A 21374-nucleotide genomic window follows, 5' to 3' on the forward strand; every position below is an offset into this window, starting at 1 on the left:
ACTATTTAAATGCTGGAATTCCAGTTACATCCATTCCCGTTATTAGTAAATGAATGTCGTGAGTTCCCTCATAAGTAATCACACTTTCGAGGTTCATCATGTGTCGCATAATCGAATATTCGCCAGTAATTCCCATACCTCCGAGCATTTGTCTGGCTTCTCTCGCAATGGTAATTGCCATGTTTACATTATTACGTTTTGCCATCGAAATCTGTGCCGTAGTGGCTTTTCCTTCATTTCTTAAAACGCCTAAACGCCAGGTTAATAATTGCGCTTTTGTGATTTCTGTAATCATTTCGGCTAATTTCTTTTGCTGTAATTGAGTGCCTCCAATTGGTTTTCCAAACTGAATTCTCTCTTTAGAATATCGTAATGCCGTATCGTAACAATCCATTGCTGCGCCGATTGCTCCCCACGCAATTCCGTAACGAGCTGAATCTAAACATCCAAGCGGGGCTCCTAAGCCAGATTTATTAGGTAAAAGGTTTTCTTTAGGAACTTTAACGTTATCAAAAATTAACTCGCCAGTTGCAGATGCACGAAGCGACCATTTGTTGTGTGTTTCAGGAGTTGTAAAACCTTCCATGCCTCGTTCTACAATTAAACCATGAATTCTGCCTTTTTCATTTTTTGCCCAGACAATAGCAATATCAGCAAAAGGAGCATTTGAAATCCACATTTTGGCACCATTTAATAGATAATGATCTCCCATATCTTTAAAATTGGTAATCATACTTCCAGGATCAGAGCCGTGATCTGGTTCGGTTAAACCAAAACATCCAATGAATTCTCCCGTTGCCAGCTTCGGAAGGTATTTCATTCGCTGTTCTTCATTACCATATTTCCAAATTGGATACATTACTAAAGAAGATTGAACAGATGAGGTAGACCGTACACCAGAATCACCTCTTTCAATTTCCTGCATAATTAAGCCGTAAGAGATTTGATCTAATCCCGCACCGCCATATTCGACAGGAATGTAAGGTCCGAAACCGCCAATTTCTCCAAGTCCTTTGATAATTTGTTTAGGGAACTCGGCTTTTTGAGCATACTCTTCTATTATAGGAGAAACTTCTTTTTTTACCCACGCACGAGCAGATTCGCGAACCAATTTATGTTCGTCTGTTAGCAAATCATCTAAATTATAGTAATCTGGAGATTGAAATAGATCTGGTTTCATGTTTTTTAATTTTTACTAAACAAATTTACGCAATAAAAATATAACAAATACACCTTAAATTGTTATATTTTTTTTCTTCAAAAATAAAATTAATAGGAATTTGGCAAATTAATTGTAGTTTATTGATAATTTATAGACTATTTTTGAATACCAAAAACTAATTAAATGAGGCTGATCATCTCTTTTTTATTTTTCTTGATACTTAATACCACTGTGGCTCAACCTACAAAAGAGTTTACCGAACAAGAGTATTTAGAAATGCAGGATAAAATACGTTTCAGCATGAACGGTAATTTTGACGAAGGATTAAACTACGTTACAGAATTACAAAAATCTACTAATAATGAGCATTTGTCCTTTGCTTATGGGGCAGGATCCTATTTATATCAGCTAAAAGGCAATAGAGCAAAATGCGACGAGTGGTATAATAAAGCATTAGCTTATTATAAAAAACTTCCTGAATCTGTTCAAAAAATAAATCTTCGTGCTTACCTATATAATTATAGAGGACTAACGGAATGGAAAAGAAAAAATTTTAGTGATGCTTTAAGCAACTACCAAGAAGGAATTAAACTTTCTATAAAAACATCAGATGTTATACAGACCGTAAAATTTAAAAGCAATATAGCCTTAGTTAATGAAGAAGTTGGTAATTATGAACTTGCAATTAAAAATCTAAGGCAGAACAGTGATTTTTTAGATAAGAATGAAAGTCTTTACGAAAAAGATCAATTTCAAAATAGTAAAAGTAATATTTATACCAATTTAGGAAATGTATATGAAGGCTATTTTATGAAGGATCGCAAAAAGCTTTTTTTACTGGATTCTGCCGAATATTTTTATAAAAGAGCAATTACTTATTCTCAAAATTATATCGATAATAAAATGACGGCTACTCTTAGTCTTGGAAATATCTATTTACTAAAAAGAGATTTCAAAAATGCAGAGAGAGCATATTTTGATATTTCGATCTATGCAAAACAAAATAACGATGAAACTTACTATAAAATTGCAAATCATAATCTAGGGGATCTTTACTACTCTCAAAAGAATTACGATAAAGCTCTAATTTTTTTGAAAAAAGTAGATTCGATGTCTCTCAAAGAAAAGAAAATAGATAACACTTATTTTCAATCTAATTATATTCAGGCTAAAATATATAGTATAAAGAATGAGCCTGAGCTTGCTTTTAAGCACTCAAAAATATATTTAGATTCTTATGAAAAATACGAAGGACAACTTAGAGAAGAAGCTCTAGAGGTTAATTACAAACTTGGCACAGCAAACCTCAGTGACGAAATGGTTAGTATCCAGGAGAAATATAAGTATGAGGTTTTATGGAATAAAGCACTAAAGGTACTTTATGTAATTTTAGTAGTTGGAATTGTGTTTTTCTTAATTAAGAGTATTCGCGATAAGAATAAGGCGCAGAAGAAAATGAACGCTTTAATTGAAGAATTTAAAGCTAATCTAGAGAAAAAAGAAATTGAAAAAGCTGAAATTGAAAAAGCAGCACTTGAAAGACCTTTATTTGTAGAAGTTCCAGAATTAGAAGATGATGGTCTGCTTAAAAAGGAAAATGCAAATCTAAGTATTGATGAAGCAAAAGAAAATAAAATTGTAGAAAAACTACTGGCGCTAGAAGAAAAGTTAGAATATTTAAATGCAGATTTTACATTGTCGTATGTTGCCAAAAAAATTAAAACCAATACTACTTACTTATCTTATGTTGTAAATAAAAGATTTGGTAAATCTTTTGGAGAATATTCTAATGAATTAAAGATTAATTATGTTATTAATCAGATGATTACAAATCATTTGTATCGTAAATATTCTACACAGGCCATTGCAGAAAGTGTTGGTTTTAAAAATGCTGTATCATTTGCAAAATCGTTTCGCAAAAGAACTGGAGTGTCTCCAGCTCAATTTGCGAACAATATTTAAAGCTGAATTTTTAACCATTTCCGCCGCCTCCATTTTTTATAGGATAACTGATAGGTGGATCTGCAGGCTCTCCGTCACCGCCACGAATAATTCTTTGTGTCTCTTTATTTATTTTTTCTGATTCAAAATCTTTGAATTTCAATACTTTATTTTTCATGTCTTTAAATTTTTAAGTTACTTTTTAAGTTGTTTGTAATTATGGACTAGCCATTTCCACCGCCTCCATTTTTTATAGGATAGCTGATGGGTGGATCTGCAGGCTCTCCGTCACCGCCACGAATAATTTTTTGTGTCTCTTTATTTATTTTTTCTGATTCAAAATCTTTGAATGTCAATGCGTTATTTTTCATGTCTTTAAATTTTTTAATTACTTTTTAATATTTATTAATCCTTTTTAGCCGTTTCCGCCGCCTCCATTTTTTATAGGCGTGCTTGTGTGTTCAGGATCTATTGGTGGATCTCCGCCCATAACTGCTTTTTGTGCTTCTTTTGAAATTTGATCTGCTTCGAAATTTTTGAATTGTAACGTTATGTTCTTCATATTTCTATAATTTTATGATAATTTGGTTTTAATCAGATTAATCGTTCATGTGTAATTTTTTGCAATATTTTAATTTGCGATGAAAAACACCGCGAAAAATTGGTTACGGGAAAAATTTTGGGTTTATTTTAAGCTCAAAAGTGATTTAAATATTATAAGTTAAATCTTTCTTTTTTTGAATAACTAGTTTGTTATTTTAGGGACTATTTTATAATGAGATTTGATTTGGCCATGATGGTTTTCCTTGTCATTTTCAAACCTTTTTTTATGATTTTTTATGGGCTAAATCATATGATTAGTATGCTCTTTTTTTCATGTTTTTTGATATTGAGATTATTACTTATTCAAAACTAGATAAAAAGGAAAGCCGTTAATCGAAAATGGACTTTTTGAATTTTTAAGTAAAAATATATTGACTTAATTAATTGTCTGTCAATTGTTTATATGCTTCACTATACTTGGTATAATTTATAAATTGTATGTGGTATAATTAATAAAATGTATACATACATGCGATTTTTATCAATAAAAACTTCAATCTTTGCACTGTAATCCTGATTTAAAAACGATCGAAAACGATGCTTAAACTGGTCCAAAAATTTCTACAAATTAATAGATACTCAGATATAAAAAATGAGTTCAAGGATCTCTTTTTGTCTCATCCAAATTATCCGAGTTTGTTTGCCATTACAGATTCGTTCGATTTGCTTTCTGTAGAGAATGCCGCGGTACGAGTTTCGAAAGAACAAATTGTGGATTTGCCATCTAATTTTTTGGCGTATTTTAAAGATGAATTGATTTTAGTTGAAAAAATAAAAAGCGGTGTTCGCATCGCAACATCAAAAAAAGGAAATCAAAAATTATCGTATGATAAGTTTCTTTTAGATTGGAATGGAGTAATTGTTGCAATTGAGCCAAATAATGTAGTGGCTAGAGAAAATTTAAAAGTAGAATATAATTGGTTGAAATATTTTCTTCCGTTAGTACTTGTAATAGGACTATCTTTTTTCTACAATGGTTTTGATTTATTCAGCACAACATTTTTAGCAACCTCAATATTAGGTTTAATAGTGAGCATATTTATTGTTCAGGAAAAATGGGGTGTCAAAAATACCGTGATTTCTAAGTTTTGTAATTTAAGTTCTAACTCTTCTTGTCATTCTGTAATTAGTTTTAATGACGATATTGCAAATAGATGGATAAGTTTTTCAGATTTGCCATTACTATTCTTTAGTTCAAGCATTATTGCAATTTTAATACAGCCATTAAGTTCTGCAGTATTTGTTGGATTTTTAAGTCTGCTGGCAATCCCTATAGTGGTATGCTCTATTTGGATACAAAAATTTGAAGTTCAAAAATGGTGTATAATGTGTCTTGCAGTATCATTCATAATCTTAGTTCAAAGTTTTGTATGGTTCTCATCAAATCTTTTTACTTTAAGTTTTAGCTTAAATACTGTTTTTCCTTATGTCTTTTCTTTATTGCTTTTAATTCCGATTTGGGCATCTGTTAAAGTCATGATTAAAAATATGCTTGACAATGAAAATTCATTAAAAGAACTTAAAAAGTTTAAAAGGAATTATTCGCTGTTGAACTTTTTATCTAAAAAAGTAAAATATACAAAAGGTTTTGAAGACTTAAGAGGCTTGAATTTCGGCAATAAAAAAGCCGGGGTAAAACTTACAATAATCATTAGTCCTAGCTGCGGGCATTGTTATAAAACGTTTCAGGAAGCTTTTGATTTAGTATTGAAATTTCCAGATAAAATATATTTAAACGTTCTTTTTAATATCAACCCAGAAAACAATGATAATCCGTATAAAACTGTCGTAGAAAGGCTTCTCACTATAAATAGAACAACGCCTGGAAAAACAGTTGAAGCGATTTCTGACTGGTATATTAAAAGAATGGTTCATAAAAAATGGCTCAAAAAATGGCATGTTGAATCAGTTAGTATGATGATAAGCCAGGAAATTCAAAAACAATACGATTGGTGCTCTATGAATAACTTTAATTATACACCAGTTAAAATTGTAAACGAAAGACTGTTTCCAAATGAATATGAGCTGAATGAATTAAAATATTTCTTGAACGATTTTGTAGAAGAAGTTCAAGTTTTAGATAAAACAGCATAAAAAAAGAAAAAAAAGTAACCACAAAACCTGCCGTTATGTTAAAGAGTTTATTGAAGTTGAAAGGTGCGGTGCAGTTAACTGCGAATGAGCAAAAAACAATAAATAGAAGTAGTACTCCTATTTGTGAGGATGGATTTAAAGCTAAAAGATGTACTGAATTTGGAACGGTGCCGGCATATTGGAACTGCATCCCAAATAATTATATCGGAAGCTGTTAAAAGGAAATTTTTTTAAAAGCATCAAGTTTTTTACAGATTTGAAGCTTAGAACCAAAAACGTAAATAACCAGTTATGTTAGAAAAGATTTTAAAAAGCAAAGAAACCAAGAAGCTGACCAAAAAAGAGCAGAAAAACATTTTGGGAGGCGAATTTGCAGAAGAACAAAATTGTGATAAAGCTGTTGCTGAAGAATATTATGCTTGCTAATTTGAATATGTAGTAACAGAGCTGTAAAAAACTCTGTTACTAAAAAAATGTATTAATATGTTGAAGAAAATTTTAAATCTTAACGGTGCTCAGAGTATCAATAAAAATGAGCAGAAAACCATGAGAGGAGGAATTCCGGAGTGTTGGATATATGCCATGGAAGCGGGATGCATTTTAATACCATCAGGCGAAACTTGTCCGCTAAATACGGAATCTGGTATTTGTGATACAAGTCGTCTTTGTTGTTGATTTTTAACTTTTTTAAAGTAATACGATATAGCCTTATTTAGAATTTAGTCATGTTTTTTTTGAATGTATAGGCGCTCGATCGTGGAACATTGAGCATTTTCTCAGTATTGATGATTGGTACTGGGATTCTTAGGAGTTGGCCGTAGTGTTAATTTTATTTGGTTAGGGTAAACCGCGGCCATGTCCTAAAGAAATTGTGTTACTATAAATATTGTTTAAATACCCAAACAGAGAAGATTTATATCTTCTCTGTTTTTTTATGGATTAACAAGAATTTTTTTTCCTACTTTAGTCTTGAATAAATCAAAATAAATTGAAAAAATTCACCCATTATAGACAAGCTGACCATAAAGATTGCGGGCCGACATGTTTAAAAATTATAGCTAAATATTACGGTAAAACAATCAATATCCAAGAGTTGAGAGATTTTAGCGAAACAACTCGGGAAGGAAGTAATTTGCTTTTTTTGAGTGACGCCGCCGAAAAAATTGGATTTAGAACTCTAGGGGTAAAACTTTCTGTACAAAGAATTGAAGAAGCTCCGCTGCCCTGTATTCTCCACTGGAATAAAGATCACTATGTTGTACTTTACAAAATAAAAAAAGGAAGATATTATATCTCAGATCCTGCTTTTGGACTTTTAAACTACAGCAAAGAAGAGTTTGTTAAGTTTTGGATAGGAAATAATGCAGATGACTCTACTAAAGAAGGTATTGCGTTACTGATAGAAGCAACCCCTAAATTTTTTCAATCTGATTTTGATAAAGAAGAAAATTCAGGTTTAGGATTTAAATTTCTTTTCAAGTATTTATTTCAATACAAATCCTTTCTTATTCAGCTTGCCATTGGACTTTTGGCGAGCAGTTTATTGAGTTTAATTTTTCCGTTTTTAACCCAGAGTATAGTCGACGTCGGGATTCAGAATCAGAATATTCATTTTATCTATTTAATACTTTTTGCAATGCTTTTTATTTTTGCAGGAAGAACAGGTTTAGAGCTAATTAGAAGCTGGATTTTACTGCATTTATCAACCAGGATCAATATTTCCTTAATTTCAGATTTCTTTATTAAATTAATGAATCTGCCTATTTCCTTTTTTGATGTCCGCATGACCGGAGATATTATGCAGCGAATTAATGACCACCGCCGTATCGAAAGAATACTCACCACATCATCTCTCAATGTGTTGTTTTCTGTAATTAATATGTTTGTAATGGGGGCAGTTTTAGCTTATTTCAATCTACAGATATTCTTAGTTTTCTTTTTAGGAAGCGTGCTTTATTTTGGATGGATAACGATATTTTTAAAAAGAAGGGAAGTTTTAGATTATAAACGTTTTGCAGAAGTTTCAAACGAGCAAAACAAAGTAATGGAGCTGATCAACGGTATGCAGGAAATAAAACTTCATAATGCCGAAAAACAAAAACGATGGGGCTGGGAATATGTGCAGGCAAGGCTTTTTAGAGTTTCAATAAAAAGTTTGGTTTTAGAGCAGACTCAGACTATTGGATCTTCGGTAATTAATGAATTAAAGAATATTTTAATTATATTTTTTTCGGCCAAATTGGTCATTGATGGCTCTATAACGTTAGGAATGATGCTTGCCATAAGTGCCATCGTAGGAAGTTTAAATGGTCCAATTACACAGCTTATAGAGTTCGTAAGAGAATTACAAGATGCTAAAATTTCTCTGGCAAGATTATCCGAAATTCATCAAAAAGAAGATGAGCTGCAACAGGAAGTCCATCAAAGCAATGATGTGCCGCGTGATGTCGATATTGAGATTAAAAATCTATCATACCGATATTTAGGTTCTGATATTCCAGTACTGGATGATTTAAGTTTAATAATTCCAGCCAATAAAGTAACAGCAGTTGTCGGCGTCAGCGGAAGCGGCAAAACCACCTTGATGAAACTGCTTCTTAAATTCTATGAACCTGAAAAAGGAGAAATTAGTATTGGAAGTGCACAGCTTAAAAACATATCGCAGAAAGCATGGAGATCAAATGTTGGAGCGGTAATGCAGGAAGGATATATCTTTAGCGACACAATTGCCAATAATATTGCTTTTGGAGTCGATAAAATTGATAAAGAAAGATTGATTTATGCGGCAGATGTGGCTAATATTAAAGAATATATAAGCGGTCTTCCTTTAGGATTTAACACCAAAATTGGTGCTGAAGGCTTAGGGATGAGCACAGGACAAAAACAACGTCTGCTTATTGCAAGAGCAGTTTATAAAAACCCGGAAATTCTATTTTTTGATGAAGCAACTTCTGCTTTAGATGCCAATAATGAGAAAGAAATTATGAGGAAACTCGATATTTTTTTCAAAAACAAGACAGTAGTTGTAATAGCGCACCGATTAAGCACTGTTATGAATGCAGATCAGATTGTGGTTTTAGACAAAGGAAAAATCATCGAGATCGGAAGTCATTCAACATTGGTAGAACAAAAAGGGAATTACTTTGAATTGGTTAGAAATCAACTGCAATTAGGAAATTAATTATGGCTGAAGATAAATTTGAATTACGAAGCGAAGAAGTTCAGGACATTCTGACCAAAGTACCGCACTGGATGATACGATGGGGAACGGTTCTCATCTTTGCTATTATTATAATGTTGTTTTTTGTTTCTTGGTTTGTAAAATATCCAGATGTTGTACGAGCCGAAATTGTAATTACAACCAATATTCCGCCAGAGAAAATTGTTTCCAAATCATCTGGACGCATTGAGGCTATTTTGGTAAAAAATAAGACGGAGATCAAAAAAAACAGTGTACTTGCCATTATAGAAAATACAGCCAATTACAAAGATGTTTTTCTGCTGAAAGATATTGTCGACAGCTATGATATTAATAACACGTCAAAGGCATTTCCTTTTGAATTATTGAGAAATAAACAATTAGGAGAAATAGAAAGTTCTTTTGCTGTTTTTCAAAAAGATTATCAGGCACAGGAATTAAACAAAGATCTGCATCCTTTTCAAGTCGAAAGACGAGCACAGCAGTCTGAAAAGATTCAAATATCAGAAAGATTAGAAATTTTGCAGCAGCAAAAAGGAATTAACGAAAGAGAATTAGAACTTCAAAAAAATGAAGTTGCCCGTTTCGAAACCTTATTCAATAAAGGAATTATTTCTGCTCAGGAAATGGAAATTAAAAAGCTGAGTTTCCTGCAGGCACAGAAGAATTATAGAAGTCTTCTCTCGTCGATTTCTCAACTGAGATCTTCACTAATTGATAATACAAAATCAAGCCAGAATTCACAAATAAACAGCACCAAAGAAGAAGTCAATCTTGGAAGAAGTGTTTCGCAGTCCTTTTATCAGTTGAAAAAAGTAATAAGAGACTGGGAATTGGCTTATGCCTTAAAATCATCTATCAGCGGGAAAGTTACTTTTTTACAGGTTTGGAATGAAAGTCAGACAATAAACGTTGGCGATAATGTTTTTTCTATAATTCCAGATGCTGAAAACAGTTTTGTTGGAAAAGTAAAAGCTCCAGCATTAAATTCTGGAAAAATAAAAGTGGGGCAGAAAGTCAATATTCGTCTGGCAAATTATCCAGACAGAGAATTTGGAGTTTTAAAAGGAGAAATAAAAAACATCTCGTTAGTGCCCGATAAAGATGGAAATCTGCTTCTGGATGTTGCACTTCCAAACGGCTTAAAAACTTCTTATAATAAGCAGATTATCTTTCAGCAGGAAATGAAAGGAAGTGCCGAAATAATAACAGAAGATTTAAGATTAATTGAAAGAATTTTATATCAATTTAAAAGTATATTTGAACAAGTTTAAAATTAACTCAAAACCCAAAAACAACCTAAAACCACTTTATTAAATGAGAAAAACACTACTTATTGCCTTTTTTTTATTATTCCAAATTTCGTTCTCAAAGCCAATGACCGAAACTCAAAAGCTTGCAGCCACTTGTAAAATCTGGGGCTTTTTGAAGTATTATCACCCGAATGTCGCAGACGGAAGCAAAAACTGGGATGATCAGCTTTTTAAAATTTTGCCAAAAGTAGAAGCAGCAAAAACAGATTTAGAGTTTTCAAATGTTATAGAAAACTGGATTAATTCTTTGGGTAAAGTAAAAGCTTATAAGGCTGAAATTTCAAATGAAGAAGTTGATTATTTTGACAAAAATTTTGATCTTTCATGGACGCAAAACACTTCATTGTTTTCAAAGAGTCTATGCGAAAAGCTCAAATTTATCGAGCAGAATAAAATTCAAGGAAAACAATATTATGTTGGAGAAGGAATTGAATTTAAGAATGAAGTAGAATACACTGAATTTAATGATAAAGACAAAAGCTTCAGGCTTTTGGCTTTGTTTCGTTTTTGGAATTATGTTGAATATTTCTTTCCATACAAATATCAGATGGATCAAAACTGGGATTTGACACTAATTGAATTTTTGCCAAGAACGATCAATCCTATTTCACAAAACGATTATTACTTCTCTCTAAAAGAATTTAGTGCCAAATTGAATGATAGTCATGCTTTGTTTGGAGCAAGAAAACTATTTGATGTTTTTGGTTGGAATTTTGTTCCTTACGATATAAAATTTATTGATAATAAAGCAATTGTTACTGGTTTTAAAAATGAATCCTTGTCCAAAATTAATGATGTAAGAATTGGTGATGTTATTACTAAAGTTAAAGGAAAAACAATTGAAGAACTTATAAAAGAGAATCAAAAATATGCTGAAGGTTCAAATTCTGCTGCAATATTAAACAATATAGAGTGGGCGATTTTTAATGATAGCACAGATAATGGTGAAATCGAATTTGTTAGAAATGGTAAAACAGCAATAAAGACAATTAATTGGTATCCTTATAAAGATCTAAAAATCAATCATGAAAATAAAAGTGAGAAATATAAATTTTTAGAAAACAATATAGGTTATGCTAATTTGGCTGTATTAACTCCCGATGATGTTCCCGCTATGATGGAACAATTTAAAAATTCTACGGCTATTATTTTTGATATTAGAAATTATCCTCAAGGAACTAATTTTGCAATCGCAGAATATTTAAACCCAGAACCAAAAAATTTTGTAAAATCGATTGATGCTGATTTAAGTTCGCCAGGACGTTATATTTGGAGAAAAGAAGATACACCATGTGGAAAAATTAATCCAGACTATTATAAAGGAAACGTTATTCTTTTAGTGAATGAAAAATCAAAAAGTCATTCAGAATTTACTGCTATGACTTTGAAAGTCGCTCCAAAAGTGACAGTAATTGGCAGTCAGACTGCGGGAACAGACGGCAGAAATTACAGATTTGAAATCATAAAAGGTCTGTGGGCTTCGTTTACAACTTATGGTGTTTTTTATCCTGATAAAAAAGAAGTGCAAAGGATAGGAATTGTTCCAGATATTGAAATAAAACCTACTATTTTGGGAATTCAGCAGGGTAGAGATGAGGTTTTGGAAAGAGCGGTCCTTTTTGCTAAAAATGGAAAATAATAAATATCTAATTCTTTGTCAAAGTTTCAAACTTTGACAAAGATTTTTTTTACATCTTTAAATAAAAATCTTTAGTCAATTCAATATATTCTGGAGTGTAAACGTGTCTGTCGATTTCGATAATTAATTCATCGATTTTAATTTCAGAAACTTCATTACGACTAAAAGCCAATAAACTGCGTTTAATTTCAGATTTTGGAGAGCCTTTTACTCTTGTGATTTTTAGGGGATAAAGTTCTGCTTCTTTTGCTAAAGCGATGAATTTTTCTTCTTCTTTGAAAGGAATAATTATCGCAAGGATTCCATTTTCTGAAAGCAATAAATCGGCAGCTTCTACAATTTCTTCAAAAGGCATTGCGTCTTGAAAACGAGCTAAATCTCGCTGTTCATTTTCTGTTTTGTAATCTTCAGCATAAAAAGGAGGATTCGAAACAATTAAGTCGTATTCGTCTTCCGGCTCTTCAATAAATTCATCTAAGCCGGCATGAAAACAAAATAAACGATCTCCCCAAGGAGAACTTTCAAAATTTTCAACTGCTTGTTCGTAAGCATCTTCGTCAATTTCAAGAGCATCGATTTGTTGTGCAGGAGTGCGCTGCGCCAGCATCAAAGCTATAATTCCTGTTCCTGCACCAATATCCAAAACACTAAACGGATTGTGGCTTATTGGAGCCCAAGAACCCAATAAAACACCATCTGTACCAACTTTCATTGCACAACGATCTTGCTTAATTATAAATTGCTTAAATGAAAACATAAGTAAAAAAATCCAATTTTTTTAAATTCCAAATTCCAATTCTGAAAAGGAAAAAATCAATAAAGAAATTCCAAATTCCAATTGCTAAAGGAAGTGAGTTTGTGTAATTTGAAATGCAAAAATAAGATTAAAATCTCAATTTATTATTTTGATGTTTTGGTAATTATTGCAGATAGAATTTTTCTTAATTCTTCTACTTCAAATAATAGAGAATCAGAAATTATTCTTTGCTCGGGATTTAATTCATGTAATAGACGCAGCCAGAACTTAGATTCTTTGGCTTCTTTTCGGGATATTTTAAGTCTAAATATTAGATCTTTATCGCCTAATTTTTCGTTCGCTTCTATGTAGTTCGCTCCAACAGAACCAGACGATCTTATTAGTTGTTTGCCATCTTCAATGTTGGATGTTGTTTTGGATAAACTTCTAATATATGTTCGACATTCTTTTGCAAACAAAAAAGTCCTCTCTTCTAAATCATAAGGTTTGTTCATAAAATAAAATAAATTTCAATTTTTAATCTCAATAGCTGGATTTCAAAAATAAGTATTTATTTTTTATAAGTTTTTTCTTTCAAAAAAATATTAAACAATAATTTTTGCAACAATTTATAATTTGGAATTTTCTTCCGTTTGGAATTTGAAATTTTAAAAAAATTGGAATTTAAATCTAAAGGTACATCTCCACAAGACCTTCTGGAAGATCCATGATTACTTTTTTGTTTTCGCGGTCAATCTTTACCAAGAAATGGTCGATCATTGGAACTAGGATTTCCACTTCACCATTTAAAACTTCAAAAAGCGGTTGAGCAGATGAATCATTAATAGAAGTTATTTTTCCGAAAACACCTAAACGTTTGTCTTCGATTTCAAAACCAATAACTTCGTGGAAATAGAATTTGTTACCTGTAAGTTTTGGTAACATGGTTAAAGGAAGATAAATTGCGTTGCCTACTAAAGCATCTGCTTCTTCCTCTGTATTTACATCTTCAAAACGAACTCTAAGAAAATCGTTTTTGTGTAAAGAACTTGTTTCAATAAAAAAAGGAACCAAGTGTTTGTTGTGTTCAACAAACACTGATTCCAGATTTTCGTATAACTCAGGTTCGTCCGTATCTAAATAGATTAGGACTTCACCTTTGAAACTAAATTTTTTAGCGATTTTACCTAAATAAAAACATTCTTCTTTACGCATTCTCGCTAAGTAAAATTATGCTTCAGTTGTTTCGTTATTCTCTTCAGCAGCAGGAGCTTCTTCAGTTGCAGCTTCAACTTCAGCAACTTCTTCTTCAACTGCAGGAGTTGCAGCAGCGATAGCATCAGCTTCAGCCTGAGCTGCAGCAGCTAAACGTTTAGCATTAACTTCTTTTTCAGCTTTTAAAGCTTTAGCTTTAACATCAGCTTGTGCTTTTGATAAACCATCTTTTTTAGCATCAACTTTTCCTGCTTTAGACTCTAACCAAGCCGCTAATTTAGCGTCAGCCTGCTCTTGAGTTAAAGCTCCTTTACGGATACCTCCATCAAGGTGGTGTTTCAATAAAGCACCTTTGTAAGAAAGGATTGCTCTAGCAGTATCAGTTGGTTGTGCACCATTGTGTAACCATTTAACTGCGCTGTCAAGGTTTAACTCAACAGTTGCTGGGTTTGTGTTTGGATTGTAAGTACCGATTTTCTCTAAGTATTTACCATCTCTTTTTGAGCGTGCATCTGCAGCTACAACCCAGTAAAAAGGTTTTCCTTTTTTACCGTGTCTTTGTAATCTAATTTTTACTGACATAATCTTGTGATTAAATTTTGAGGTACTCGACCTCTGTTAATTAAGGGCGCAAAGATATAATTTTTTTATAAATAATACGTTTCAAAAAGTATTAAATATCTTTAAGATATTTTTTTATCATTTTTTTGGCTTTTTTTAGTTTTATTTTGAAACATTAATTACTCTCAATGCGGTATTTTTGTGCCAAATTCATCCTCACATGAAAAAATACTTTTACTTTTTATCATTTTTGCTTTTATTCACATCCTGTGCTGACGAAATCAGATTCAATAATCCAGCTTTTCAAACCTTAAAGGATAACACCTTTTGGAGGGCTCAAATTTATAAAGCAGGAGCAGAAGCAAACGGTGTTTTTATTATTGAAGGTTCTTTAGGCTATGAAAAAATCAGTTTTCAGATTCCTTCACCAGCTCAAAAAACATATATTTTAGGTGTAGATGATGTTACAAAAGCATCATGCGAAAGTACTTTTTCTGGGCAGGAAACAGTATTTACTACAGGAGCAGGAAAAGGCAGCGGTCAAATTATAGTTACGGAATACAATACAGCTGAAAAGACTATTTCTGGAACATTTAAATTTACGGCAGTTAATGTTGACCCTGTGGCAGAAAAACAAGAAATGCATTTTACAGAAGGTGTTTTTCATAAAATCCCAGTTTCTTCTGAGTCTAATTTTACCACAGACTAAGTTCTACGCTGTATTTTCATTTTTAAATCAAAATAAAAACATAAATAAACTAATATATAGTAGATTACAAAATAATAAGACTACATTTGCTTATTATTATAAATAAATATCTATGAATATTTTTGTTGGAAGCCTTCCATTCAGTATTGAGGAAGCAGATTTAAGAGAGTCTTTTGAGGCTTATGGAACAGTTGACTCTGTTAAAATTATTACTGATAAATTTACTGGAAGAAGTAAAGGCTTTGGTTTTGTTGAAATGCCAAATGATAGCGAAGCTCAGAAAGCTATCGACGAATTGAATGGTGCTGTTGTTTCAGGACGTACAATCGTTGTAAACAAGTCTGAACCGAAACCAGAAGGCGAAAGAAGAAGTTTTAATAACAACCGTGGAGGTGATTCTCGTGGAAGTTATGGAAACAACCGTGGAGGAAATGACCGCGGAAACAGAGGAGGATATTAATATTTTTTTTCTACAATATAAAAGGGATCAACGCAAGTTGATCCCTTTTTTTGTTTAAAGTTTAAAGTTTCAAGTTCGAGCAACTTGGAACTTTAAACCTGAAACAAAAATTAACTAATTATACATTCGCAACTAACCAGTCACCAACTTCTTTAGTGCCGTATGCTTTGCCTCCATTAGCTAGATCTTCGGTAACTACTCCTGCTTCTAGAGCCTTGTTTACTGCATCTCTCATTGCTTTTCCTTCTTCCATCAATCCGAAGTTTTCGAACATCATGGCAGCAGATAAAATAGTAGCCATTGGGTTTGCTATGTTCAATCCTGTAGCTTGTGGGTAAGAACCGTGAATAGGTTCAAACAAAGACACTTCAGCTCCCATAGAAGCAGAAGGCATTAATCCCATTGAACCTGAAATTACAGAAGCTTCATCTGTTAAAATGTCTCCAAATAAGTTTTCGGTAATCAATACATCATAAGAGTTTGGCCATTGTACCAAACGCATAGCAACAGCATCAACAAATTCGTAGCTCACTTCAACCTCTGGATAATCTTTTTCCATTGCCTGAACTGTTTCTCTCCATAAACGTGAAGTTTCTAGAACGTTAGCTTTGTCAACGCAGCATAATTTTTTAGAACGTGTCATTGCTAATTCGAAACCTTTTTTAGCCAAACGCTGTACTTCAGCTCTTGTGTAAACACAATTGTCAAAAGCAGTATCGCCATTGTCTCTTCTTCCTTTTTCACCAAAGTAAATACCGCCAGTTAATTCTCTTAAGAAAACTAAGTCAGTTCCTTCAATTCTTTCTCTTTTTAATGGAGATTTATCTAATAACGAAGGGAATGTAAAAGTTGGTCTTACGTTTGCGAATAAACCTAATGCTTTACGCATTTTTAATAAACCTTGTTCTGGCCTTACAGGTGCAGAAGGATCGTTATCGTATTTAGGGTGGCCAATTGCTCCAAAAAGAACTGCATCAGCATTTTTACAAACTTCATGTGTTGCATCTGGATAAGGTTCGCCTACTGCATCAATTGCAGCTGCACCAGTTAAAGCTGGTTTCCAAGTGATTTCATGTCCGAATTTTTGAGCAATAGCATCAGATACTTTTACAGCTTCATTGATTACTTCAGGTCCGATTCCGTCTCCGGCTAAAAGGGCTATGTTTAATTTCATTCTATTTGTTATTTAAGATTCTAAGGTTCTGAGTTGCTAAGATTCTAAGTTTTTTATTCTTAGTAATTTAGTTTTTTTAAAAGGTCCTAAGGTTCCGAGTTGCTAAGATTCTAAGGTCAAAGAAAAATCTTAGAACCTCAGAACCTTAGTCTCTTAGCACCTTAGGCTATTACATTAAGCATTTTCTGCGTTGCAATAATCGCTGCAACAGTTTGATCAGAGTCTAATCCGCGGGTTTTGAATTCTTTTCCGTTGTTGACCCATGTGATAATGGTTTCGCACAACGCATCAGAACTACTTCCTGGCGGGATTCTTACTGCGTAATCAATTAGTTTTGGAAGTGTTAGTTTTTTGCTTTTATAGATTTTGGATAAAGCATTCATAAAAGCATCAAACTGACCGTCTCCCTGTGCATTTTCTTCGATGATTTCCTCACCAAATTTTAAACACAAAGTGGTTGACGGACGCATTCCTTTTGAGTGTACTAATATATAGGATTCGATTTTTATTTTTTCTTCGTAAGTATGACTGTCCAGAACATCTGAAATAATGTATGGAAGGTCTTCTTTAGTAACAGTTTCTTTTTTGTCGCCCAGTTCGATAATTCTTTGGGTAACCAATTTTAGATCTTCATTGTTTAGTTTTAAACCTAATTCCTGAAGATTCTTTTCGATATTGGCTTTTCCAGAAGTTTTTCCGAGAGCATATTTTCTTTTTCTTCCAAAACGCTCTGGAAGAAGATCATTAAAATATAAATTGTTTTTATTGTCTCCATCAGCGTGAATTCCAGCTGTCTGCGTAAAAACATTGTCACCTACAATTGGCTTATTGGCAGGGATTCTGTAACCTGTAAAAGTTTCCACTAATTTACTGACAGTATATAAAGACGTCTCCTTAATATTGATGCTTACTTCTGGCAGATAATCGTTTATAACAGCGACAGTACTTTCGAGAGGTGCATTTCCAGCGCGTTCTCCCATTCCGTTTACTGTTACGTGCAGTCCGTTTACTCCAGCTTTTATGGCTTCCATGACATTAGCGATACTTAAATCGTAATCGTTATGAGCGTGAAAATCAAAATGAATCTGCGGATATTTTGTTCTAATTTTCGAAATAAATTCAAAAGTCAAGGACGGAATTAAAACGCCTAAAGTATCTGGAAGTAAAATTCTTTTTACAGGCTGCGCTGCTAGAAAATCCAGGAATTGAAAAACATAATCAGGAGAATTTCGCATTCCGTTGCTCCAGTCTTCTAAATAAACATTCGTTTCAATATTGTTTTCTTTAGCTAAAGCGATGATCTGGGCGATTTCAGAAAAATGCTGTTCTGGTGTCTTTTTTAATTGATGTGTTAAGTGGTTCATTGAACCTTTGGTTAACAAATTCTGCACTTTGGCGCCGGCTTTTTTCATCCAATCAATTGAAACACCTCCGTCAACAAAAGAAAGTACTTCAATTCTGTCAATGTAACCGCGTTCTTCAGCCCATGAAGTAATACCTTTTACGGCTTGAAATTCTCCTTCGCTCACGCGTGCCGAAGCAATTTCGATTCTATCAATATTTAGTTCTTCCAGCAATAATTGCGCAATGGTTAGTTTTTCTGCAGCAGAAAAAGATACTCCTGAGGTCTGTTCACCATCACGAAGCGTCGTATCCATTATTTCAATTTTTCTTTTTTCCATATTGATGTTTCTAACGGGTGGAATATTTTTAATATCCCTGTTTTAATTTTGACGCTGATTTTACGGATTCGCTTTGCGAAGACGCTGATAAAACGGATTTTTTATATTGAATAGAATAAAATCCGTGTCAATCCGCGCTTTTGCGAAAGCAAATCAGTTTCATCCGCGTCTTATTATTCTAGAAAGACCCGACTGGTCTTTGAATCCTGTCGGGTCTAATATCCTGAATGAGATTTCTATTTAGTAAGGAAGTTTATCAGCAAAAGCTTTAATATCTTCTTTCATATCTTGTAAATAATCAATGTCATCAAAACCATTGATCATATTGTTCTTTTTGTAACCGTTGATAGCAAAAGATTCTTGCTGACCAGTTGCCAATAAGGTAATAGTTTGGTTTGGAAGATTAATTTCTAGTTCTGTTTTAGGATCAGCTTCAATAGCTTTGAAGATATTTTCCAAAAACTCTGGACTGATTTGTACTGGTAAAACTCCAATATTCAAACAGTTTCCTTTAAAGATATCTGCAAAGAAACTAGAAACTACAGCACGGAATCCGTAATCGTAAACTGCCCACGCAGCGTGCTCTCTAGAAGATCCTGAACCAAAGTTTTTTCCTCCAACAAGGATTTTTCCGCTGTAAGTTGAATCGTTTAAAACGAAATCAGCTTTTGGAGTATCGTCTCCGTTGTATCTCCAGTCTCTAAAAAGATTGTCTCCAAAACCTTCACGTTTTGTAGCTTTTAAGAAACGAGCTGGAATGATTTGATCTGTATCTACGTTCTCAATTGGCAGCGGCACTGCACTGCTGGTAAGTATATTAAATTTATCGTATGCCATTTTTGTTTTTGCTTTAGGCTGTTTTCTGCTTTAGGCTATAAGCTGTATGCTTTAAGCTTTTTGCACAGCGTTTATTTTTTATTTGCTTTAGGTTATAAGCTTTAAGCTTTTCTCTACAGCAATGTTTTTGTATTAGTTTTTCAGCTTAAAGCCTATTGCTTATAGCTTACAGCGGGAATTAAAATAATTCCCTTGGATCTGTTAGTTTTCCTGTAACCGCAGCTGCAGCAGCCATAATTGGACTTGCAAGAAGCGTTCTTGAACCAGGACCTTGACGGCCTTCAAAGTTTCTGTTTGAAGTACTTACGGCGTATTTTCCAGCAGGAACTTTATCATCGTTCATTGCTAAACAAGCAGAACAACCCGGCTGACGTAATACGAAACCAGCTTCAGTCAGGATATCTAAAATTCCTTCTTCTTTAATCTGCGCTTCAACAACGTGAGAACCTGGAACTAACCAAGCGGTAACATTATCTGCTTTTTTTCTTCCTTTTACAATTTCAGCGAAAGCTCTAAAATCTTCAATACGTCCGTTTGTACAACTTCCTAAGAAAACATAATCAATTGGTTTTCCAATCATCACATCATCTTCGTGGAAGCCCATGTAAGCCAAAGATTTTTTATACGTTTCCTCACCGCCTTCAACTTGGTTGGCATTCGGAATATGTTTTGTGATACCAATTCCCATTCCAGGGTTTGTACCATAAGTAATCATAGGTTCGATATCTTCCGCTTTGATGTTTAATTCGGCATCAAACACAGCATCAGCATCCGTTTTAAGAGTTTTCCAATATTCAACAGCTTTTGTCCAAGCTTCTCCTTTTGGAGCATATAATCTTCCTTCAAGAAAATCGAAAGTAGTTTGGTCCGGAGCAATCATTCCGCCGCGAGCACCCATCTCGATACTTAAGTTACAAACTGTCATACGGCCTTCCATAGTCATGTTTTCAAAAACATCACCAGCATATTCAACAAAATATCCTGTTCCTCCAGAAGTAGTTAATTGAGCGATAATATAAAGTGCAACGTCTTTTGGACCAACACCTTTGCTTAATTGACCATTTACGTTAATACGCATTTTCTTTGGTTTAGGCTGCATAATACATTGAGTAGAAAGCACCATTTCAACCTCAGAAGTTCCTATACCAAAAGCAATAGCTCCAAAAGCACCGTGAGTAGACGTATGCGAATCACCACATACAATAGTAGCACCTGGCAAAGTAATTCCGTTTTCAGGACCAACTACGTGTACAATTCCATTTTTTTGATGACCTAATCCCCAGTGAGAAATTCCGTATTCGATTGCATTGTCTTCAAGAGCTTTAAGCTGGTTTGCAGAAAGCGGATCCTGAACTGGTAAATGTTGGTTTATGGTTGGTGTATTGTGATCTGCGGTTGCAAAAGTACGTTCTGGATATAATACGTTTACGCCTCTTGATTTTAATCCTAAAAAAGCAACAGGACTCGTAACTTCATGAATGAAATGACGGTCAATAAAAAACACATCTGGTCCATCTTCAATTTTACGCACTACATGTGAATCCCATACTTTGTCAAATAATGTCTTACTCATTTTTTATTTTTTTTAATTGTAATTTCTATAACCACAGCAATCTCCTGTTCATTATAATAGCAAAACAAAAGTAAAAAAAGATAGAAAGGCGTCAATTTCAATATTTCATTATATACGATACCCAAACTAAATTACAAATTGCGAAAGCGCTTTTATGTATTAAAATTTGACAGAAAAATGATAAAGAAATTGATTTCGGTTTTCTTTTTCGGCTTTAATTTTCCTTGATTGTTTTTTGTTTTAATAGTTTGCAAATTTATCTTAAAATCACTATAAAATATAAGGTTTATTTTGAAAAAATGTAACAAATTGGGTAAAAATAGTAATAATTGTTAGTTTTGATTTCTTTTGCAAATGAGTACTTTTTTGAATTTTGTACGCTTTTAATGGAGTTTTTGGGTCGCTATTTAGACTCAATAAAACGTCTAAATACTACGACATCCAAGAAGTGTATTTTTATGAAATTTTATGAATTT

21 protein-coding genes are annotated in these 21374 nt (G+C 33.1%); 9 read left to right on the forward strand and 12 right to left on the reverse strand.

Going from position 1 to position 21374, the window contains the following annotated elements; translation table 11 throughout:
- Window position 1: 1 nt before the first annotated feature.
- The gene (locus HYN86_RS05855) at window positions 2–1180 is read right to left on the reverse strand and encodes an acyl-CoA dehydrogenase family protein (protein WP_113677195.1); all 1179 of its coding nucleotides are present in this window, start codon (window positions 1178–1180) and stop codon (window positions 2–4) included.
- Between the two features lie 165 nt (window positions 1181–1345).
- Here HYN86_RS05855 and HYN86_RS05860 point away from each other — a divergent pair, with 165 nt between their 5' ends.
- Window positions 1346–3124 (forward strand): AraC family transcriptional regulator, encoded by a 1779-nt coding sequence (locus HYN86_RS05860; RefSeq protein WP_113677196.1) that lies wholly within the window; start codon window positions 1346–1348, stop codon window positions 3122–3124.
- Between the two features lie 10 nt (window positions 3125–3134).
- On the opposite strand, the gene HYN86_RS21050 is transcribed toward HYN86_RS05860, so the two are convergent.
- The 3 genes from HYN86_RS21050 to HYN86_RS05865 are packed head-to-tail and all read right to left on the reverse strand — an operon-like array spanning window position 3135 to window position 3665.
- Window positions 3135–3281 carry a hypothetical protein gene (locus HYN86_RS21050; RefSeq protein WP_205334633.1) on the reverse strand — a complete coding sequence of 49 codons (147 nt, stop codon included), beginning with the start codon at window positions 3279–3281 and terminating at the stop codon, window positions 3135–3137.
- A 46-nt stretch (window positions 3282–3327) separates the two neighbouring features.
- On the reverse strand, window positions 3328–3474 hold the full coding sequence (locus HYN86_RS20960) for a hypothetical protein (RefSeq protein WP_162789308.1): 147 nt from the start codon (window positions 3472–3474) through the stop codon (window positions 3328–3330).
- Between the two features lie 44 nt (window positions 3475–3518).
- Entirely contained in the window at window positions 3519–3665 is a 147-nt protein-coding gene (locus HYN86_RS05865; protein ID WP_113677197.1) for an rSAM-modified peptide, read from the reverse strand.
- Between the two features lie 653 nt (window positions 3666–4318).
- On the opposite strand from HYN86_RS05865, the gene HYN86_RS05870 reads away from it, so the two are divergent.
- The 6 genes from HYN86_RS05870 (at window position 4319) to HYN86_RS05890 (ending at window position 11951) form a co-directional block, all read left to right on the forward strand.
- Entirely contained in the window at window positions 4319–5800 is a 1482-nt protein-coding gene (locus tag HYN86_RS05870) for a vitamin K epoxide reductase family protein (protein WP_230406433.1), read from the forward strand.
- 35 nt (window positions 5801–5835) lie between these two features.
- Entirely contained in the window at window positions 5836–6018 is a 183-nt protein-coding gene (locus tag HYN86_RS20965) for a hypothetical protein (protein ID WP_162789310.1), read from the forward strand.
- 73 nt (window positions 6019–6091) lie between these two features.
- Window positions 6092–6226, forward strand: coding sequence for a hypothetical protein (locus tag HYN86_RS21210; RefSeq protein ID WP_262512122.1), 135 nt, complete (start codon window positions 6092–6094; stop codon window positions 6224–6226).
- Window positions 6227–6788: 562 nt separating this feature from the next.
- Window positions 6789–8981: a peptidase domain-containing ABC transporter gene (locus HYN86_RS05880; RefSeq protein WP_113677200.1), complete on the forward strand. Its 2193-nt coding sequence runs from the start codon at window positions 6789–6791 to the stop codon at window positions 8979–8981.
- Between the two features lie 2 nt (window positions 8982–8983).
- Entirely contained in the window at window positions 8984–10273 is a 1290-nt protein-coding gene (locus HYN86_RS05885; protein WP_113677201.1) for an HlyD family secretion protein, read from the forward strand.
- 43 nt (window positions 10274–10316) lie between these two features.
- The gene (locus HYN86_RS05890) at window positions 10317–11951 is read left to right on the forward strand and encodes a S41 family peptidase (protein WP_113677202.1); all 1635 of its coding nucleotides are present in this window, start codon (window positions 10317–10319) and stop codon (window positions 11949–11951) included.
- 49 nt (window positions 11952–12000) lie between these two features.
- On the opposite strand, the gene HYN86_RS05895 is transcribed toward HYN86_RS05890, so the two are convergent.
- From HYN86_RS05895 to HYN86_RS05910, 4 genes are all read right to left on the reverse strand, one after another.
- Entirely contained in the window at window positions 12001–12708 is a 708-nt protein-coding gene (locus HYN86_RS05895; RefSeq protein WP_113677203.1) for a tRNA1(Val) (adenine(37)-N6)-methyltransferase, read from the reverse strand.
- Between the two features lie 143 nt (window positions 12709–12851).
- Entirely contained in the window at window positions 12852–13202 is a 351-nt protein-coding gene (locus HYN86_RS05900; RefSeq protein WP_113677204.1) for a four helix bundle protein, read from the reverse strand.
- A 175-nt stretch (window positions 13203–13377) separates the two neighbouring features.
- Window positions 13378–13902: a ribosome maturation factor RimM gene (rimM, locus tag HYN86_RS05905; RefSeq protein ID WP_113677205.1), complete on the reverse strand. Its 525-nt coding sequence runs from the start codon at window positions 13900–13902 to the stop codon at window positions 13378–13380.
- A gap of 15 nt (window positions 13903–13917) precedes the next feature.
- Entirely contained in the window at window positions 13918–14484 is a 567-nt protein-coding gene (locus HYN86_RS05910) for a 30S ribosomal protein S16 (protein WP_113677206.1), read from the reverse strand.
- 199 nt (window positions 14485–14683) lie between these two features.
- Here HYN86_RS05910 and HYN86_RS05915 point away from each other — a divergent pair, with 199 nt between their 5' ends.
- Both HYN86_RS05915 and HYN86_RS05920 read left to right on the forward strand, forming a co-directional pair.
- Window positions 14684–15172: a DUF6252 family protein gene (locus HYN86_RS05915; RefSeq protein ID WP_113677207.1), complete on the forward strand. Its 489-nt coding sequence runs from the start codon at window positions 14684–14686 to the stop codon at window positions 15170–15172.
- Between the two features lie 112 nt (window positions 15173–15284).
- Window positions 15285–15632 (forward strand): RNA recognition motif domain-containing protein, encoded by a 348-nt coding sequence (locus HYN86_RS05920; protein ID WP_057115840.1) that lies wholly within the window; start codon window positions 15285–15287, stop codon window positions 15630–15632.
- A gap of 118 nt (window positions 15633–15750) precedes the next feature.
- On the opposite strand, the gene leuB is transcribed toward HYN86_RS05920, so the two are convergent.
- The 4 genes from leuB to leuC all read right to left on the reverse strand — a co-directional run bounded on the left by leuB (window position 15751) and on the right by leuC (window position 20898).
- A complete protein-coding gene (leuB, locus tag HYN86_RS05925; protein ID WP_113677208.1) occupies window positions 15751–16806 on the reverse strand; it encodes a 3-isopropylmalate dehydrogenase in 1056 nt (351 codons plus the stop codon).
- Between the two features lie 161 nt (window positions 16807–16967).
- Complete coding sequence (locus HYN86_RS05930) at window positions 16968–18488, reverse strand: alpha-isopropylmalate synthase regulatory domain-containing protein (protein ID WP_113677209.1); 1521 nt, start codon at window positions 18486–18488, stop codon at window positions 16968–16970.
- A gap of 240 nt (window positions 18489–18728) precedes the next feature.
- Entirely contained in the window at window positions 18729–19325 is a 597-nt protein-coding gene (leuD, locus tag HYN86_RS05935; protein WP_113677210.1) for a 3-isopropylmalate dehydratase small subunit, read from the reverse strand.
- Window positions 19326–19503: 178 nt separating this feature from the next.
- On the reverse strand, window positions 19504–20898 hold the full coding sequence (gene leuC, locus HYN86_RS05940; RefSeq protein WP_057115846.1) for a 3-isopropylmalate dehydratase large subunit: 1395 nt from the start codon (window positions 20896–20898) through the stop codon (window positions 19504–19506).
- Window positions 20899–21374 lie beyond the last annotated feature (476 nt).

This window comes from Flavobacterium fluviale (assembly GCF_003312915.1).
In the GTDB taxonomy this organism is placed as follows: Bacteria; Bacteroidota; Bacteroidia; order Flavobacteriales; family Flavobacteriaceae; genus Flavobacterium; species Flavobacterium fluviale.